At 73.0% G+C, this 17849-nt stretch carries 18 protein-coding genes; 10 read left to right on the top strand and 8 right to left on the bottom strand.

Going from position 1 to position 17849, the window contains the following annotated elements:
* Nucleotides 1-48: 48 nt before the first annotated feature.
* Nucleotides 49-801 (bottom strand): HAD family hydrolase, encoded by a 753-nt coding sequence (locus Cba03nite_RS33080; RefSeq protein WP_203754959.1) that lies wholly within the window; start codon nucleotides 799-801, stop codon nucleotides 49-51.
* A gap of 54 nt (nucleotides 802-855) precedes the next feature.
* Between Cba03nite_RS33080 and Cba03nite_RS33085 the strand changes: the two genes are divergently transcribed.
* The 4 genes from Cba03nite_RS33085 (at nucleotide 856) to Cba03nite_RS33100 (ending at nucleotide 6160) form a co-directional block, all read left to right on the top strand.
* Entirely contained in the window at nucleotides 856-3633 is a 2778-nt protein-coding gene (locus Cba03nite_RS33085) for a DEAD/DEAH box helicase (protein WP_203754960.1), read from the top strand.
* A gap of 85 nt (nucleotides 3634-3718) precedes the next feature.
* Complete coding sequence (locus Cba03nite_RS33090) at nucleotides 3719-4570, top strand: MHYT domain-containing protein (protein ID WP_203754962.1); 852 nt, start codon at nucleotides 3719-3721, stop codon at nucleotides 4568-4570.
* A gap of 121 nt (nucleotides 4571-4691) precedes the next feature.
* Nucleotides 4692-5609, top strand: a complete 918-nt coding sequence (locus Cba03nite_RS33095) for a 5'-3' exonuclease (RefSeq protein ID WP_203754964.1) — start codon at nucleotides 4692-4694, stop codon at nucleotides 5607-5609.
* A 65-nt stretch (nucleotides 5610-5674) separates the two neighbouring features.
* Nucleotides 5675-6160: a DUF6328 family protein gene (locus tag Cba03nite_RS33100; protein WP_239126194.1), complete on the top strand. Its 486-nt coding sequence runs from the start codon at nucleotides 5675-5677 to the stop codon at nucleotides 6158-6160.
* Nucleotides 6161-6510: 350 nt separating this feature from the next.
* Here Cba03nite_RS33100 and Cba03nite_RS33105 read toward each other — a convergent pair whose 3' ends face one another.
* Nucleotides 6511-7413 (bottom strand): universal stress protein, encoded by a 903-nt coding sequence (locus tag Cba03nite_RS33105; protein ID WP_203754966.1) that lies wholly within the window; start codon nucleotides 7411-7413, stop codon nucleotides 6511-6513.
* 143 nt (nucleotides 7414-7556) lie between these two features.
* On the opposite strand from Cba03nite_RS33105, the gene Cba03nite_RS33110 reads away from it, so the two are divergent.
* The 5 genes from Cba03nite_RS33110 to Cba03nite_RS33130 all read left to right on the top strand — a co-directional run bounded on the left by Cba03nite_RS33110 (nucleotide 7557) and on the right by Cba03nite_RS33130 (nucleotide 11132).
* Nucleotides 7557-8063: a hypothetical protein gene (locus Cba03nite_RS33110; RefSeq protein WP_203754968.1), complete on the top strand. Its 507-nt coding sequence runs from the start codon at nucleotides 7557-7559 to the stop codon at nucleotides 8061-8063.
* A gap of 43 nt (nucleotides 8064-8106) precedes the next feature.
* On the top strand, nucleotides 8107-9255 hold the full coding sequence (locus tag Cba03nite_RS33115; RefSeq protein ID WP_203754970.1) for an acyl-CoA dehydrogenase family protein: 1149 nt from the start codon (nucleotides 8107-8109) through the stop codon (nucleotides 9253-9255).
* 128 nt (nucleotides 9256-9383) lie between these two features.
* Nucleotides 9384-9860 carry a cysteine dioxygenase gene (locus tag Cba03nite_RS33120; protein WP_203755027.1) on the top strand — a complete coding sequence of 159 codons (477 nt, stop codon included), beginning with the start codon at nucleotides 9384-9386 and terminating at the stop codon, nucleotides 9858-9860.
* A gap of 2 nt (nucleotides 9861-9862) precedes the next feature.
* Entirely contained in the window at nucleotides 9863-10258 is a 396-nt protein-coding gene (locus Cba03nite_RS33125; protein ID WP_203754973.1) for a rhodanese-like domain-containing protein, read from the top strand.
* An 82-nt stretch (nucleotides 10259-10340) separates the two neighbouring features.
* Entirely contained in the window at nucleotides 10341-11132 is a 792-nt protein-coding gene (locus Cba03nite_RS33130) for a DUF1684 domain-containing protein (protein ID WP_203754976.1), read from the top strand.
* 4 nt (nucleotides 11133-11136) lie between these two features.
* Here Cba03nite_RS33130 and Cba03nite_RS33135 read toward each other — a convergent pair whose 3' ends face one another.
* The 6 genes from Cba03nite_RS33135 to Cba03nite_RS33160 all read right to left on the bottom strand — a co-directional run bounded on the left by Cba03nite_RS33135 (nucleotide 11137) and on the right by Cba03nite_RS33160 (nucleotide 16587).
* Nucleotides 11137-11376, bottom strand: a complete 240-nt coding sequence (locus Cba03nite_RS33135; protein WP_203754979.1) for a hypothetical protein — start codon at nucleotides 11374-11376, stop codon at nucleotides 11137-11139.
* A 143-nt stretch (nucleotides 11377-11519) separates the two neighbouring features.
* Nucleotides 11520-12212, bottom strand: a complete 693-nt coding sequence (locus tag Cba03nite_RS33140; RefSeq protein WP_239126195.1) for an FKBP-type peptidyl-prolyl cis-trans isomerase — start codon at nucleotides 12210-12212, stop codon at nucleotides 11520-11522.
* A 93-nt stretch (nucleotides 12213-12305) separates the two neighbouring features.
* Nucleotides 12306-13286 carry an aldo/keto reductase gene (locus tag Cba03nite_RS33145; RefSeq protein WP_203754985.1) on the bottom strand — a complete coding sequence of 327 codons (981 nt, stop codon included), beginning with the start codon at nucleotides 13284-13286 and terminating at the stop codon, nucleotides 12306-12308.
* A 13-nt stretch (nucleotides 13287-13299) separates the two neighbouring features.
* Nucleotides 13300-14580, bottom strand: coding sequence for a 3-phosphoshikimate 1-carboxyvinyltransferase (gene aroA, locus Cba03nite_RS33150; protein WP_239126196.1), 1281 nt, complete (start codon nucleotides 14578-14580; stop codon nucleotides 13300-13302).
* Nucleotides 14581-14647: 67 nt separating this feature from the next.
* Nucleotides 14648-15796 (bottom strand): serine hydrolase domain-containing protein, encoded by a 1149-nt coding sequence (locus Cba03nite_RS33155; protein ID WP_203754988.1) that lies wholly within the window; start codon nucleotides 15794-15796, stop codon nucleotides 14648-14650.
* Between the two features lie 194 nt (nucleotides 15797-15990).
* On the bottom strand, nucleotides 15991-16587 hold the full coding sequence (locus Cba03nite_RS33160) for a TetR family transcriptional regulator (RefSeq protein WP_203754991.1): 597 nt from the start codon (nucleotides 16585-16587) through the stop codon (nucleotides 15991-15993).
* 84 nt (nucleotides 16588-16671) lie between these two features.
* Between Cba03nite_RS33160 and Cba03nite_RS33165 the strand changes: the two genes are divergently transcribed.
* On the top strand, nucleotides 16672-17829 hold the full coding sequence (locus Cba03nite_RS33165) for an alkane 1-monooxygenase (protein ID WP_239126197.1): 1158 nt from the start codon (nucleotides 16672-16674) through the stop codon (nucleotides 17827-17829).
* Nucleotides 17830-17849: the final 20 nt, after the last annotated feature.

Genomic DNA, 17849 nt, shown 5'->3' on the forward strand with positions numbered 1-17849 from the left:
CCGCAGTTCTTGACACGAACGCGCGATCATCACCCCGCCCGCGAGGCGTCAGTGGCGCGGGACGGCCAGCGCGACGCTGCGGTGCAGCCCGTTCGGGCGGCCGGGGCCGGCCGCGGGGATGACCAGCGCGGAGCAGCCCGCCGTGACCGCCCCGGCGTCGGCGGGGGTGTCGCCGATCATGAGGACCCGCTCCGGGTCGACCGCGAGCATCCCGCAGGCCCGCAGGAAGATCTTCTGGTCCGGCTTGATGCAGCCCACCTCGTACGACAGCACGATCGCGTCGAACAGCGCGGTCAGCCCCCAGGCGTCCAGCATCGGGCGCAGGTCGAAGCCGATGTTGCTGACCAGCCCGGTGCGCACCCCGGCGGCCCGCAGCGAGGTCAGCGCGCCCATGGCGTCCGGGTACGGCGTCCAGGTCGCCGGGCGCAGCACCCGCTCGTAGAGGGCCTCGGGCAGGCCGGGCACGTCGTTGGGCACGGTCGCGGCCAGCCCGGTGTAGACCTGCCGGTGGGCGTGCTCGTAGAGGTCCCGGTCGGCCCACGCCTCGGCCAGGTGCGGCGGCACCCGCACGGGGCGCGCCACGCCGGGCAGCGCGCCCGCCGTGGCGAGCCGGTCGGCCAGCACCGTGGCCTTGCCCCGGTCCAGCGTCACGCCGCAGTCGGCGGCCGCGGCGCTCACCCATGCCACCGGGTCGATCGTGGTGGCCAGGGTGCCGTGGAAGTCGAACAGCACGGCATCGAGGGCTCTGGGCGCGTCGATCCGTCCCGGGTGGGAGCTGGGCTGGGACTGCGACTCGGGCACGTCAGCAGGATACCGACCTGCACTCGGTGGGGGTTGTCGCCTAGCCTTGCGATTATGACGAGCCCCGCCGAGCGGCACCCGGAAACCGGGAAGGCCGCCCGACCAGCCCGACCAGCGACCCCTCCGGAAGGCCGTAAGTCACCCGTGCTCACCCCGTTGGTCGGCGAGTTCGCCGCCGGGCTCAGCTTCGCCCTCGACCCGTTCCAGATCACCGCCTGCGCCGCGCTGGAGCGGGGCAGCGGCGTGCTGGTCTGCGCGCCCACCGGCGCGGGCAAGACCGTGGTCGGCGAGTTCGCCGTGCACCTGGCCCTGCAGCAGGGCCGCAAGTGCTTCTACACGACGCCGATCAAGGCGCTGTCCAACCAGAAGTACCACGACCTGGTGCAGCGCCACGGCGCGGACAAGGTCGGCCTGCTGACCGGCGACAACTCCATCAACGGCGACGCGCCGGTGGTCGTGATGACCACCGAGGTGCTGCGCAACATGCTGTACGTGGGCTCGTCGGCGCTGCAGAACCTGTCCTACGTGGTCATGGACGAGGTGCACTACCTGGCCGACCGGTTCCGGGGGGCCGTGTGGGAGGAGGTCATCATCCACCTGCCCGCCTCGGTCACGCTGGTGTCGCTGTCGGCGACCGTGTCCAATGCCGAGGAGTTCGCCGACTGGCTGGTGACCGTACGCGGCCGGACCGAGGTCGTGGTGAGCGAGCACCGGCCGGTGCCGCTGTGGCAGCACATGCTCGTCGGCAAGCGCATGTTCGACCTGTTCCACGACTCCGAGGCCGCGCGCGCCCACGAGGTGCACCCCGAGCTGCTGCGCTACACGCGCGAGCTGGGGCGCCGGCTGGAGCTGGGCGAGATCCGGCGCGGCCGCGGCCCGCGCAACCGGCGCGGCCCGGCGGTGAACCGGCCCGACATCGTGGACCGGCTCGACGGCGAGGGCCTGCTCCCGGCGATCATGTTCGTGTTCAGCCGGGCCGGCTGCGACGCGGCCGTGCAGCAGTGCCTGCAGTCCGGGCTGCGGCTGACCTCGCCGGAGGAGCGGGTCGAGATCCGCGAGGTGGTGGAGCGGCGCATCGCCAACATCCCGAACGAGGACCTGGCCGCGCTGGGCTACTGGGACTGGCTGGACGGGCTGGAGCGGGGCCTGGCCGCGCACCACGCGGGCATGCTGCCGGCCTTCAAGGAGGTCGTCGAGGAGCTGTTCGTGCGCGGCCTGGTCAAGGCGGTGTTCGCGACCGAGACGCTGGCGCTGGGCATCAACATGCCGGCCCGCTGCGTGGTGCTGGAGCGGCTGGTCAAGTACAACGGCGAGGCCCACGTGGACCTGACGCCGGGGGAGTACACGCAGCTCACCGGCCGGGCCGGGCGGCGCGGCATCGACGTCGAGGGCCACGCGGTGGTGGTCTGGACGCCGGACGTGGACCCGCGCCACGTGGCCGGTCTCGCCTCCACCCGGACGTATCCGCTGCGGTCGAGCTTCCGGCCGTCGTACAACATGGCGGTGAACCTGGTCGGCTCGGTGGGCGCCGGGCGCGCCCGGGACCTGCTGGAGTCGTCGTTCGCGCAGTTCCAGGCGGACCGCTCGGTGGTCGGCCTGGCCCGCCAGGTGCAGAAGAACAACGAGGTGCTGGCCGTCTACGACACCGAGCTGGCCTGCGAGCACGGCGACTTCGCGGAGTACTTCGCGCTGCGGGTACGCATCGCCGAGCGGGAGAAGCAGCTGTCGCGCAACAGCCAGCAGGAGCGGCGCGCGCAGGCGGTCGAGTCGCTGGAGCAGCTCAAGATCGGTGATGTGATCCGCATCCCCTCGGGCAAGCACGCGGGCCTGGCCATCGTGCTCGACCCGGGCGTGGGCGGCTTCGGCGAGCCGCGCCCGGTGGTACTGACCGAGGACCGCTGGGCCGGCCGGATCTCGGCGGGCGAGTTCGCGGGCGCGGTCGACGTGCTGGGCCGGGTGCGGGTGCCGCGGCACTTCAACCACCGGGCCCCGGCCGAGCGCCGCGACCTGGCCGCCACGCTGCGCAACCTGGACCTCGCGCGCGGCGGCGGCCAGCGGCGGCGGCGCGGCAACGGCAGCCACGAGGACAAGGAGCTGCTGGCGCTGCGCAAGGCGATGCGGGCGCACCCGTGCCACGCCTGCCCGGAGCGGGAGGACCACGCCCGCTGGGCCGAGCGGCGGCAGCGGCTGTTCCGCGACACCGAGGGCCTGCGGGACAAGGTGAGCAATCGCACCGGCTCGCTGGCGCGCACCTTCGACCGCATCTGCGAGCTGCTCACCGAGCGCGGCTACCTGGGCGCCGACGGCGAGGTCACCGCGCCCGGCCGGATGCTGGCCCGGATCTGGACCGAGGCGGACCTGCTGGTGGCCGAGTGCCTGCGCACCGGCGTGTGGGAGGGGCTGCAGCCGCACGAGCTGGCCGCGGCGGTCTCCGTGGTGCTGTACGAGGCCCGCCGCGACGCCGACGAGCAGGCCTCCGTGCCGCGCGGGGTGGTGGCGTCGGCCGTCGACGCGACCGTGCGCACCTTCTACCAGCTGGCTGTGGACGAGCGGCGGCTCGGCCTGGCGCAGACCCGGGAGCCCGACCTCGGCTTCGTCTGGCCGATGTACCGCTGGGCCAAGGGCGAGCCGCTGGCGAAGGTCCTCGCGAGCGGGCACAGCCTGGAGGGGGACATGCCGGCGGGCGACTTTGTCCGATGGGCGAGACAGGTCATCGATCTTCTCGGACAGATTGCGGACGCTACCGGTGCACCATCCGAGCTGCGTGAGACCGCTCGGGAGGCGATGAACGCGGTCAATAGAGGCGTACTTGCGTATACTGCGGTCGTCTGACCGAGTTGCTTGCCGAAACGACTCTCCGGAATCATGCAAGAAAGTGAGCGCTACTTAGCTTGCATGAGCTGAAAGGGTCGGGCGGATGGCCGACGTTCATCACTTCACCCACGGTCTGATCACCCCGGGCGTCGCGTACGCGCTGTCCATCCTGGGCTCGACCCTGGGGTTGATCTGCACCGCCCGGATGCGCACCGCCACCACCGGCAAGCAGCGCTTCTGGTGGCTGGTGCTCGCGGCGTGGGCGCTGGGCGGCACGGCGATCTGGGCCATGCACTTCATGGCCATGCTGGGCTTCTCGGTGATGGGCACCCAGATCCGCTACGACATCCCGCGCACCGCGCTGAGCGCGGTGGTCGCGATCGTGGTGGTCGGCATCGGCCTGTTCATCGTCGGCTTCGGGCGGCCCAACGTCGGCCGGATCGTGGTCGGCGGCGTCTTCACCGGCGTCGGCGTGGCCGGCATGCACTATCTGGGCATGTTCGCGATGCGCCTGGACGGCGAGGTGTCCTACGACACGAGCCTGGTCGCCGCCTCGGTGATCATCGCCGTGGTGGCCGCGAGCGTCGCGCTCTGGTTCACCGTCGTGCTGACCCGGCCGCTGGCGATCGCCGGCGCGGCGCTGGTGATGGGCGTGGCGGTGTGCGGCATGCACTACACCGGCATGGCCGCCATGTCGGTCCGGCTGACCGAGCCGACGCTGTCCGTCGGCGGCGCCTCGGCGGTGAACCTGCTGGTGCCGATCGGCGTGCTGGTGCTGCTGGTCATCGGCGGTCTGGTCTTCGCCATCGGCGCGGCGCCGACCGCGGAGGACCTGGCCGCCCGGGAGTACCTGGACAAGGTGCAGGCGGCCCGCGAGCAGGCCGCGATCGGCGCGCAGCGGGCCACCGTGCGCCGCCCGACCGCGTTCACCCCGCGCGGCGGCAACAACAACTGAGCGCCCCCTTCCCGATCGAAGCTCCCGTCCCGCGGCTCCAGCCGCGGGGGCGGGAGCTTCGATCATGCGGGGGTACGCGCGCCGCCCGGCGGTGTCCGGCCCGTGTGGCAGGCTGTTGCGCATGACCGCACCCCTGCTCGCCATCGACGCGCCCAGCCTGTACTTCCGCGCCTTCCACGGCGTGCCCGCCAAGGCGGCGATGGCCCCGGACGGCACCCCGGTCAACGCCGTGCGCGGCTTCCTGGACATGGTCACCACGCTGGTCAAGGGCCGCCGGCCGGGGCGGCTGGTGTGCGCGCTGGACAACGACTGGCGCCCGGCCTGGCGGGTCGCGCTGATCGGGACGTACAAGACGCACCGGCTGGCGCCGCAGGGCGGCGAGGAGGTGCCCGACGAGCTGGTGCCGCAGGTCGAGCTGCTGCTCCAGGTGCTCGACGCGTTCGGCATCGTGGCGTACGGGGTGGACGGCAACGAGGCCGACGACGTGCTCGGCACGCTCGCCGCGACGGCGCCCGCGCCGGTCGAGGTGGTCTCCGGCGACCGGGACCTGTTCCAGCTGGTCGACGACGCGCGCGGGGTGCGCCTGCTCTACGTCGGCCGGGGCGTGGCCAAGCTGGAGGACTGCGACGAGGCCGCCGTGCTGGAGAAGTACGGCGTCCCCGCCAACGGTTACGCGGACTTCGCGGCGCTGCGCGGCGACCCGAGCGACGGCCTGCCCGGCGTGGCCGGGGTGGGGGAGAAGACCGCCGCCCGCCTGGTGTCCCGCTACGGCAGCCTCGACGCGATCGTCGCGGCCGCCGCCGACCCGGCTTCCGACTTCGCACCCGGCGTCCGGAACAAGCTCGCCGCGGCGGCCGACTACCTGCTGGTCGCGCCGAAGGTGGTGCGGGTGGCGACCGACCTGAAGCTGCCCGAGCACGACCTGACCCTGCCCGCCGCGCCGCGCGACCCGGACCGCCTGCTGGCCCTGGCCGAGCAGTGGAACCTGGCCAGCCCCTGCAAGCGGCTGGTGGACGCGCTGGCGGCGAACGCCGCCTGACCGTCCCGCGCGTCGGCATAACCTCCGCCCGGCCGGGCATACGCTTGGAAAAGCGGAGGTAGACGGTGAGCGACATCGACGCGAGCGGGCAGCAGCACCCGGCGGAGGACCCGCACAAGCAGTGGAACCGCAACTACTCGGAGCTGCTGCAGGAACTGCGCGTGGCGCAGACGGGCGTGCAGATCCTGTTCGCGTTCCTGCTGACGCTGCCGTTCTCAGTCGGCTTCGAGAAGATCACCGGCAGCGAGCGGGTGCTGTACGTGGTGACGTTCATCTGCAGCGCGATCGCGGCGGCGCTGCTCATCGCCCCGGTGAGCTACCACCGGCTGGCGTTCCGGGAGGGCCGTAAGCCGCAGATCGTGCGCACCGCGCACCGGCTCGCCCAGTGCGGGCTCTTCTTCGAGATGGCCGCGATCGTCCTGGCCATCTACCTGGTGGTCGAGGTGGTCGCGGGAGTCCGCTGGGCAGCGCTCCTGGGTGCCGGGATGGCCCTGTTCTACATCCTGATGTGGTACGTCCTCCCCCTGGTCACCCGCCCCGACCGCGACTGACCCCGCACGCCCGCCGCCCGCCGCCCACACCGCCGCCCACGCCCAGCCCCGCCCCCACCCCGTCGATCATGAACTTAGGTGCGTGTTCGGCGGCGTGTCGCGCCCCTAACTTCATGATCGACGAAGGACGACGCGCAAGATCGGTGGTTCGTGTCGGGAAGTGCGCCCAGACCGCGGGATGTGACACGAAACGGCGATCTTGACGCGCTGGCGGCGCGGCGGAGCGGCACCGTGGTCGGGTCGTGCTCGGGACCCGGACATGCGGGAAGCCCGGCTTGTTTCACTGGGAAACATGTCGGGCTTCGACTTCAGGATAGGTCCGGTATTTCGGTAATGTCAACCCTCTGTTTCTAGGTGAGGGTGAAGTGGTCGTCGCGGCGGTGGGCGACGACGACGGGGCAGCCGGCGTGGTGGATGAGGGCCTGGCTGACCGAGCCGAGCAGCAGGCCGGTGAAGCCGCCCAGGCCGCGGCAGCCGACGACGACCATGAGCGCGCCCATGGACTGCTCGGTGAGCGCGGCGGCGGCCGACGACTCGACCGTGACGCGGTGCAGATCGATGTGCGGGTGCTGGTCGTGCCAGCCTGCCAGCGAGGTGTCCAGCACCGACTGCTCCTGGTCGCGCAGCGTGTCCACGTCGTACACGAACGGCATGCCGGCCGCCCCGGTGGTGATCGGGCCCATCCAGGCGTGCACGGCGGTGATGCCGCAGCCCCGGAGCTCGGCCTCGGCGAAGGCGAACGCGAGCGCGGTGCCCGACTGCGGCGAGCCGTCCACGCCCACCACGATGCGGCCCACCGCACCCTGGCCGGCCCGCTCCGGCGGCGCGGGCGGGCGGACCACCACCACCGTGCTCTTGCCGTGCATGGCCACCTGGAGGCTCGTGGAGCCGAGCATCAGGTCGTGGAAGCCCCCGTGGCCCCGGCTGCCGACCACCACCATGGACGCGGTCTCGGACTCCCTGATCAGACCGTGGGCGGGGTCGTCGCGCAGCACCTCGGCGGTGAGCGTGACGTCGGGGCGCTGCTCGCGCACCTCGGCCATGGCGTGCTCGGTGACCTTGTGCCCGGCCGAGGTGAGCGCGACGTCCTCGGTGCTGCTGCCCTCGCGCGGGCCGGGGTCCTCGCTCACGTACACGATCTTCAGGGGCAGGCCGCGCAGCGCCGCCTCGTCGGCCGCCCAATGCAGCGCCACCGTGGCGGCGGGGGAGCCGTCCACGCCCACCACCACCGGACCGGTCAGCTCGACGGTCATCGCACGCCTCCCTGCGATCGCCTGGCCGCTACCACCACTATGTCCCCTTTCGGGCCCGGTGGCGGCGAAACCGCATGAGCTTGCCCACAGAGCCGCAGCTCAGCGGCTCGCGGCTCAGGCGGCGGCCGGTTAGGGTCGCGCGCATGCAGTACTGGTGGGCCCGCGTCCCGTTCGGTCTGGTGTTGACGTTCGGCATGCCCGCGGTCATCGCCTTCCTGTGGCTCAAGGTGCCCGACGTCTGGCACGGCCGGTCCCGCTGGACGTCGCCGGACCACGCCGGGAACGAGGGCCGCCTCTACCGGATCCACCCGCGCAGTTACGTGACGGGGATCCTCCCGCTCACCGCGCTGGCCGGAGCGCTCACGGCGCTGGGCATGACGCTGGCCCAGGAGTGGTGGTTGCGGGTGGGGCTGTTCCGGGTGACGATCCTGCTGGCCGCGCTCGCGGTGCCGCTGACCGTGCTGCAATGGGTGGTCAACGCGTTCAACCGTCCGGCGATGCTGGTGCCGCCGGTGTATCGGCACCTGCCGGGGTGGGTGGGGCAGCGCTGGCCGCGCCTGCGTACCAAGGGCATGGCTCCGCCGGAGACCGCCGCCACCCGCCGCGCCGCGCGGCGTGCCCGGCGCCGGGCCGCTGCGGGCCGGGCCTGAATCCGGACGGGTGCGATTCCCTAACGGCCGTTAAGCTGGCTCCATGTCCAGCGTTACCCGCCTGCTTCCCACCCCCGAAGCACACGACCTGCTCGAACTCACCCGCGAACTGGCGGACAAGGAGCTCGCGCCGCATGCCGACGACTTCGAGGCACGCGGGGAGTTCCCCCGCGAGCTGATCCGCACCCTGGGCCGCTCCGGCCTGCTCGGCCTGCCCTACTCCGCCGAGTACGGCGGCGCGGAGCAGCCGTACGAGGTCTACCTCCAGGTGCTGGAGATCCTCGCCAGCCGCTGGGTCGGCATCGCCGAGGCGGTCAGCGTGCACACCCTGGCCTGCTACCCGGTGGCCCACCACGGCACCCCCGAGCAGCGCGAGCGCTGGCTGCCCGACATGATCGGCGGCGAGCTGCTCGGCGCGTACTGCCTTTCCGAGCCCGCCGGCGGCTCCGACGCGGCGAACCTGACCACCAAGGCCGTCCGCGAGGGCGACGCGTTCCGGGTCACCGGGACCAAGGCGTGGATCACTCACGCGGGCGTGGCCGACTTCTACAACCTGTTCGTACGCACCGGCGGCCCCGGCCCCAAGGGCATCTCCTGCCTGCTCGCCGAGGCGGGCACGCCCGGCCTGAACCCGCAGGCGCGGGAGAAGACGATGGGCCTGCGCTCGTCGCCGGTGGCGCAGATCGCGCTCGACGGCGCGGAGGTCCCGGCCGAGCGGCTGATCGGCGCCGAGGGCGAGGGTTTCCGGATCGCCATGGGCGCGCTGGACTCGGGCCGGCTCGGCATCGCCGCATGCGCGATCGGCCTGGCCCAGGGCGCGCTGGACTACGCGGTGAACTACGCCCGCGAGCGGGTGCAGTTCGGCAAGCCCATCATCGACCTGCAGGGGCTCGGCTTCATGCTGGCCGACGCGTCGACGCAGCTCGCCGCGGCGCGGGCGCTGATGCTGCACGCCGCGCGGCTGCGCGACGCGGGCCTGCCGTACTCGATCGAGGCGGCGAAGACCAAGCTGTTCGCCACCGACATGGCGATGCAGGTGACCACGGACGCGGTGCAGGTGCTGGGTGGGGCGGGCTACGTGGCCGACCACCCGGTCGAGCGTTACTTCCGCGAGGCGAAGGTGCTGCAGATCGTCGAGGGCACCAACCAGATCCAGCGTATGGTCATCGCCCGCTCGCTGGCCCGCGACTGACCCGCTGAGCAGCGCCGATCCGGGTGCGTGGCGTAGGCCGCCGCACCCGGATCGGCGTTTCCTGTTGTGCCCGCGGCGCCCGGGTGGTTCAATTCCTACAAAGCCGCTAGGAAAAGCAGGTGATTTGGATGATCGTGGCCGCCGGGGTCCGTGCGGACCATCTGACGACGGCGCGCAGGCTGGCCGCCCGCCCGGACGACTGGGACGTCGCACCGCGCTTCGATCCGGCCCAGCGCTGGTATCACCGCCTGCTCGACGAGCCCGGCCTGGAGGCCTGGCTGCTCACCTGGCTGCCCGGCCAGCAGACCGACCTGCACGACCACGGCGGCAGCGCGGGCGCGTTCGTCGTGGTCAGCGGCACGCTGACCGAGCGCACCGTGCACGTGCCGTCCGGCGGGGACGCCACGCTCGTCGAGCGGGCGCTGCCGTCCGGCGCCGGCCGGCAGTTCGGTGAGCACCACGTGCACCAGATCGTCAACGCCGGGCTGGTGCCCGCGGTGAGCGTGCACGTGTACGGGCCGGAGCTGAGGACGATGACGCGTTTCCGGCTGGAGCGCGGGCGGCTGGTCGTGGCCGCCGTCGACCGGGCGGGGGCACAGTGGTGAGCGTGACGGCGGCACCGGCGGGCTCCCGCAGCATCGACGAGATCCTGGCCGAGGCCCGGACCCGGCTGGACCGGCTCGACCCGCGGCAGGCGCATCAGGCGGCCGCGGAGGGTGCGGTGCTGGTGGACATCAGGCCCGCCGCGCAGCGCGCCGCGCACGGGGAGATCCCCGGCGCGCTGATCGTCGAGCGCAACGTGCTGGAGTGGCGGTTCGACCCGCGCAGCGACGCCCGGCTGCCCGTCGCCGGGGCGTACGACCTGCCCGTGGTCGTGTTCTGCCAGGAGGGCTACACCTCGTCGCTGGCCGCCGCGTCGCTGCAGGACCTGGGCCTGCACCGGGCGACCGACCTGGCCGGCGGGTTCGCCGCGTGGCAGGCCGCGGGGCTGCCGGTCGGCTGACCGGTCCAATCTCGATCTTGCGAGTGCGCGGTGGCCGTGGCAGGCTGCGGGAGGCCCGGTCATCGAGGAGGAGGGCGCGACAATGGCAGTCGACCCCCGGACGCTGATCCACGATTGGGACAGCTGGCACGCCGAGCGCGAGGCCGAGCTGCGCGCGCCGCACGGCTGGCTGAGCCTCACCGCGCTGCACTGGCTGGACGCCGAGCCGGCCGCCTTCCCCGGCGCCCCCGGCCGCTGGAGTGTGCACCCCGACGGGGTCCTGCTGCACGCCGAGCCCGGGGACGGGCTGAGCCACGGCGGCGGGGCGATCGAGGGCGAGCTGGTGCTCAGCCCGGCCGAGGGTGGCGCGGGCGTGACCCTGCAGCACGGCGAGCGCCTGGTGGAGGTCATCCAGCGCGGCGGCGCGTACGCGCTGCGCGTGCGCGACCCGCAGGCGCCGACCCGGACCGCGTTCACCGGCGTGCCCGCCTTCACGCCGGATGCGCGCTGGGTGCTGGACGCGAGCTTCGAGGCGTACGCGCAGCCGCGCAGGATGACCGTGGGCGCGGTCGTGCCGGGCCTGACCCACGAGCAGACCGCGCGCGGCGTGCTGCGGTTCGAGCTGGACGGGGTGGCCCACGCGCTGACCGCGATGGACGCCGGTGACGGCGGGCTGTCCGTGCTGTTCCGTGACGCGACCAGCGGCGTGAGCACGCACGGCGGCGCCCGCTCGGTGTCGGTGGACGAGCCAGGTGACGACGGCGCCGTGGTGCTCGACTTCAACCGCGCGGTCAACCTGCCCTGCGCGTTCACCGACTACGGCACGTGCCCGCTGCCGCCGGCGGAGAACGTGCTGCCGGTCGCGGTCGAGGCGGGCGAGCGCCACCCGCGCTGACCGCCTACCAGTGGCTGCCGCCGTGGCCCGCCTCGGCGTGGTGCAGCTGCTTCTTCAGCTTGCGCGGCATCCGTTCCTTCTTGTGCCGGCCCGCGTTGTGCGGGTGCGGTTCGAAGTCGGCCAGCGCCTGGAGGCCGTTCGGGGCCTCGTGCTGGTGCCTGCGGCGGCGGGCCACCAGCGCGGCGGCCCCGGCCGCGGCGGCCGACAGCAGCCCGGCGGTGATCCAGGTCGACTTGCTTGCCATCGCCATCTCCTCATGTCGCCTGCGCTCGACCTTAGTCCGTTCGGCGCTGATATGAGCCGATTTGCCGCTCTGGCGGGAGGCGTTACATGAGCGAAGCTCCCGTGCCGGCAGCGGCACGGGAGCTTCGATGACGAACGGGGTGGTCAGCTCGCGGAGACGCCGAGCACGTCGACCACGAACCGCAGCGGGCCGGGCAGGCGGGAGTCGGGGCCGTCGCCGTAGGCCAGGTCCGCCGGGATGTCCAGCTGGACCCGGCTGCCCACCTTCACGCCGACCAGGCCCTGGTCCCAGCCCTTGATGACGGAGCCGGTGCCGACCGGGGTCGTGAAGGCCTCGCTGCGGTTCCAGGAGGCGTCGAACTCCTCGCCGGTGACGTACTTGACGCCGACGTAGTTCACGGTGACGGTGTCGCCCGCCTTGACCGGAGCGCCCTTGCCCTCGACCAGCGTGGTCACCTTGAGCGTCTTCAGGTCGCCCGAGCCCTTGGTGACCGCGGGCTTGGTCTTGAGCGCCGGGTCGGCGCCCGCGGGCAGCGGCGGGAACTCCGCGTTGGCGGCCGGGGCGGTCGGGGCCGCGTTCGGGTCCTCGGCCGGGGCCGTCGCCGACGCGTTCGGGGTGGACGCCGTGGACTGGTCCGTGCCGTTGTCCCGGAACACGAGGAAGGCGAGGCCGATCATCAGCGCCACGCCGACGAACGTGCCGCCGACCGCCATGAACGCCTTACGGCGGCGGGCCGCCCTGGCCGCCGCGACGCGGGCCTCGCGCCGCTCCGCCTTGGTCGGCTTCCTGCTCTCGGCCGGTTGCGCCTTCGCCCGGTCCTTCACCTGCTCGCTCACGAGTCCTCGCATCTACGCCGCGCCTGGATGACTGCGCCGCGACCCTGTCGCGGCCGGACACACGCTACCCGGTCCGGGCCGCTCGCGCGCGGTTCACTGGAAGCCCGCCACGCGGTGCGGCACGTACGGCTCCTCCAGCGCGGCGACCTCCTCGGCGCTGAGCACGAGGTCGAGCGCGGCGACCGCGTCGTCCAGGTGCTGCGGCTTCGTGGCGCCCACGATCGGCGCGGTCACCCCGGGACGGCTCGCCACCCAGGCCAGCGCCACCTGCGCCCGAGGCACCCCGCGCTGCTCCGCGATCCGGGCCACCCGCGCGATGATCTCGGCGTCAGCCGCCTCCGATGCGCCGTAGAGGCCGTCGCCGAAGGCGTCGTCCTTGGTCCGCGCGGTGACCGCGTCGGGATCGCGGGTCAGCCGGCCGCGGGCCAGCGGGCTCCACGGGATGACGCCGATCCCCTCGGCGAGGCAGAGCGGCAGCATCTCCCGCTCCTCCTCGCGGTAGATCAGGTTGTAGTGGTTCTGCATGGTGGCGAAGCGGGTCCAGCCGTGCTGATCGGCCAGGTAGAGAGCCTTGGCGAACTGCCAGGCGTACATCGAGGACGCGCCGATGTAGCGGGCCTTGCCGGCCTTCACCACGTCGTGCAGCGCCTCCAGGGTCTCCTCCAGCGGGGTCGCCGGGTCGAACCGGTGGATCTGGTACAGGTCCACGTAGTCGGTGCCGAGCCGCCGCAGGCTGTGGTCCAGCTCCGCGATGATCGCCTTGCGGGACAGGCCGCGCCCGTTGGCACCCTCCCGCATCACGCCCCACACCTTGGTCGCGACGACCACCTCGTCGCGGTCGGCGAAGTCGCGCAGCGCCCGGCCCAGGATCTCCTCGCTGCTGCCCAGCGAGTACACGTTGGCGGTGTCGAAGAAGTTGACGCCCAGCTCCAGCGCCCGGCGGATGAACGGGCGCGCCTCGTCCTCGGGCAGGGACCAGCTGTGGCTGCCGCGGCCCGGCTCGCCGTAGCTCATGCAGCCCAGCGACAGCCGGGACACGTCCAGGCCGGTACGGCCCAGCTTCACGTACTCCATACCGCTAGATCCTTCACGCTCGGGCGGTGGCACGCGAGAGGTCGGCGAAGAATCCGGGGTAGGTCTTCGCCACACAGCGCGGGTCGTCGATCTCGATGCCGGCCGACCGCAGCCCGAGCAGGGACAGGCTCATCGCCATCCGGTGGTCGCCGTATGTGGCGAACCGGGTCGGCGCCGGGGCGCCCGGGTTGATGGTGAAGCCGTCGTCGTGCTCCTGCGCGTCGATGCCGGCCCGGCGCAGCTCGGTGACGACGGCGGCGAGCCGGTCGGTCTCCTTGTGGCGGATGAAGCCGATGCCGCGCACCCGGGTCGGGCCGTCGGCGTGCACGGCCACCGCGGCCAGCGTCTGCGCCGTGTCGGAGATGTCGGCCATGTCGACGTCCACGCCGCGCAGCGTGCCGGTGCCGGTCACGGTGATGCCGTCGGCGTCGCGCGAGACCCGGGCGCCCATGCGCTCCAGCACGTCGGCGAAGCGCACGTCGCCCTGCAGGCTGGCCGCGCCGAGCCCGGCCACCGTGATGCGCCCGCCGGTGATCGCCGCCGCGGCCAGGAAGTACGAGGCGGCGCTCGCGTCGGGCTCGATCGCGTACTCCGCCGCGCGGTAGCGGCCGGGGGCGGCGCCCAGCCCGTCGGCGTCCACCCCGAACGCGGACATCACGGCGGCGGTCATGGTCACGTACGGCACCGACACCAGTGCGGAGGTCAGCTCGACGGCCAGCCCTTGCGGCATCAGCGGCGCGGCCATCAGCAGCCCCGACAGGAACTGGCTGGACAGGTGGCCCGGCAGCGGGACCCGGCCGCGGTGCACCGGACCGGTCACCGCCAGCGGCAGCCGTCCCGCCTCGGCGGGCTCCTCGACCTGCGCGCCCAGCGCGCGCAGCGCCTCCACCAGCGGCCCGAACGGGCGGGCCCGCAGCTGCGCGTCGCCGTCCAGCACGCCGCGGGCCGGGCGCAGGGCCAGCGTGGGCAGCAGGAAGCGCGCGGTGGTGCCGGACTGGTTGGCGTACAGGGTGACCGGGCCGCTGGCGGTGCGCGGGTCGGTGCCGCGGACCTTCACCGTGGTGGCGGCCTCGTCCACCTCGACCTCGGCCCCCAGCGCGGTGATCGCGCCGAGCATGGCCCGGGTGTCGTCGGCGAACAGCACACCGGTCAGCGTGCTCGTGCCCTCGGCGAGCGCGGCGCACAGCAGGGCGCGGTTGGTGATGGACTTGGAGCCGGGCGGGCGCAGCGTGGCGTCCGGCGGCTGCTCCACCGGCGACAGCGCGAGCACGGGCGGCAGGGAGGCGGTCGACACGCGCCGAAGTATGCCCCTCGGGTCCGGCCGCCACGGCCCGTTACCCACTCTCTGAGATCACCGCTGGTCAGCGGTCCGGATAGAGGGCCTTGGCGAGTTCCCCGAAGAGCGGGGTGGCGTGGTCGGTGTCCAGGTCGGAGCGGTTGATCTCGACGACGATGGTGGCGCCGGTCTCGGGCAGGAAGAACATGGCGGAGTTGTACCCGAGGATGGTGCCGTTGTGGCCGAGGTAGCCGTCCACGTCGGCGATGCCGAGGCCGTACGACACGGCGGCGCCCGGCGTCAGCGGCACCGTGCGCAGCCGCTCCCGCTGCATGCGCTCGCTGAGCAGCGCCCCGCGGGCCAGCTCGGCGGCCCAGATGCGCAGGTCGTGCAGGTTGGACACCATCGCCCCGGCGGCTCCGGCGTAGCCGGGATTGGAGTAGGTGACGTCGCGGGCCGTGCCGGCGCCGCCCGGATCCGGCCTGTCGTCGTAGCCACGCGCGAACGGCGCCGGCAGGGTGGCCGTCGCCGGATAGCTGGTGTTGTCGAGCCGCAGCTTGGCGACGATCTCGTCCTCGATCCAGTCGCCGATCGGCCGTCCGGTGACCCGCTCCAGCACCAGCTCCAGCAGGATGTAGTTGGTGTCGGAGTAGTGGAAGGCGGTGCCTGGCGCGAAGTACGGGTCGTGCGCGCGGGCGATGTCCAGCGCGTCCTGCGGCCCGAACGAGCCGGTCGGGTCGGCCTGGTAGCGGGCGATGAAGGCGGCGTCCTCGGTGTAGCTGTAGATGCCGGAGGTCATGCCGAGCAGCTGCCGGATCGTGATCGCGTTGCCGTCCGGCCAGTCGACGTAGCGGCTGAGCGGGTCGTCGAGGCCGAGCAGCCCGCGGTCGGCGAGCTGCAGGATCGCGGTGCCGGTGAAGGTCTTGGTGATGCTGGCGACGCGCATCCGGTCGGCGGCGTTCATCGGCCGCCCGGTCTCCTGATCGGACAGCCCGACCACGCAGATCCAGCTGCCCCGGCCGGGCACGAACACTCCGGCGACCACGCCGGGCGCCTTCGCGGCCTCGCGCGTGCGGTCGACCGCGGACTTCATCAGGTCGCGCTCGGCCGCGGTGAAACCGAAGGCGGCCTGCGGGCAGTCACCCGGGGCCGCGGCACGGGCGGGGAACAGCCCGATGGTCAGCGTCAGCGCCGCCGCGGCGGCCAGCGCCACCATCATGTGCCAGCTCTTCACACCCGTTTCCCCCGTCCTGTCGGGGCGCGTCGCCCGTCCGGGCGGAACCGGCACACCGTGCCGCGCGACGGCGGCGGGACCGGCCGATTCCGGGGCACAGCCGTCATCGCCAGTCTACCGGCGCCAACCCACCAACACGGACAAACCGCCGAGTCGTGTCAGCGTCACCGCGACGGCTCCCGCCACTGCCCGGATCAGTGCCGCCGCGACGCCTCCAGCAGCAGCAGGACCAGGCCCGCGAGCGCGTCGGCGGTCTGCTCGGCGGGGCGCAGCGGCAGCACGATGTGGCTGACCACCAGCCGGATCACGGTGTCCACGGCGAACGTCAGGTCCTCGGCGGGCAGCGGCGGCAGATGCGCGGCCGCCCACTCCAGCAGCGGCACCGCCGCCTGCGCCATGACCACGTCGGAGCGGGTCGTCAGGTATGCCAGGAGCGGGTCCGCGCCGCCCCGCGAGCTGGTCAGGATCACCCGGATCAGCGGGTTGACCGCCGCCTCGTCCAGGGTGAACCGCACCGCCGCGGCGACCGCGCTGCGCACCTGCCCACCGTGCGCGAACAGCGCCTCCCGCACCCCGGCGACGAATCGCTGGATCTCCGCGTCGGCCATCGCGTCGGCCAGCCCGGCGCGGCCGCCGTACTCGTTGTAGACGGTCTGGCGGCTCACCCCGGCCAGCTCGGCCACGGTGGACATGCGCACCGCCGCCCAGCCCCTGGTCACGGTGAGCTGCCGCGCGGCGGCCACGATCGCGGCCCGGGTGGCGTCCCGGTCCGGCCTGCTGACGGTCAACATCCCATGACTTTACAAAATACTCATGATTGTCAACAGTCGATCGCGATGGGATTCTCGGCGTACCCCCTCATCGTGGAGGCGTCCATGAGCGACACCGTCTGGCGCGACCCCCGCCGCTTCCTCTGGCCCGCCGCCCTGCTCGTGCCCACGCTGCCCTTCCAGGGGCTCGCCGTGGCCCGGGGCGGCCACGAGTGGGGCTGGTGGATCACCCCGCTCGTCGTGTTCGGACTGATTCCGCTGGTCGACCTGCTGATCGGCGACGACCGTGCCAACCCGCCCGACGAGGCGGTGGCCGCGCTGCAGGCCGACCGTTACTACCGCGTGCTCACCTACCTCTACCTCCCGCTTCAGTACGCGGCGCTGGCCGCCTGCTGCGCCGCCTGGGCCGCCGGCGGGCTGAGCTGGTTCGGGGCCACCGGGCTGGTGCTCAGCGTCGGCATCGTCAACGGCATCGCCATCAACACCGCCCACGAGCTGGGCCACAAGCGGGAGTGGCTGGAGCGCCGGCTGTCGAAGATCGCGCTCGCGCCCACCGGCTACGGCCACTTCTACGTCGAGCACAACCGCGGCCACCACGTACGCGTCGCCACCCCGGACGATCCGGCCAGCGCCCGGCTGGGGGAGAGCTTCTGGGCGTTCCTGCCGCGTACGGTGCTGGGCAGCCTGCGCTCGGCCTGGCGGCTGGAGGCCGCGCGCTTCCGGCTGCGCGGCCGCAGCCCGTGGACCTGGCGCAACGACGTGCTCAGCGCCTGGTCGCTGACCGTGGTGCTGTTCGCCGCGCTCACGGCCTGGTTCGGGCCGGTGGTGCTGCCGCTGCTGCTGATGCAGGCCGTGGTCGGGTTCGGGCTGCTGGAGGTGGTCAACTACCTGGAGCACTACGGCCTGTCCCGGCCGCGCAACCCGGCCGGGCGCTACGCCAAGGTGGACCCGCGGCACAGCTGGAACAGCGATCGCGTGGTCACCAACGTGTTCCTGTTCCAGCTCCAGCGGCACAGCGACCACCACGCCAACCCGTTGCGCCGCTACCAGGCGCTGCGCAGCTTCGACGCCTCGCCGCAGCTGCCCGCCGGGTACGCCACCATGATCGTCGTAGCGCTGGTCCCGCCGCTGTGGCGGCACCTGATGGACCGGCGCGTGCTGGCCCACTACGGCGGCGACCTCGGCGCCGCCAACGTGCACCCACCCGCCCTGACCCGCCTCACCACCCGCCACCCGGCAGCCGCCCCGCGGCCAGGTTCATGATCGGCGTTTCGTGTCAAGAT

Origin of the sequence: Catellatospora bangladeshensis, assembly GCF_016862575.1 — a bacterium.
GTDB lineage: Bacteria > Actinomycetota > Actinomycetes > Mycobacteriales > Micromonosporaceae > Catellatospora > Catellatospora bangladeshensis.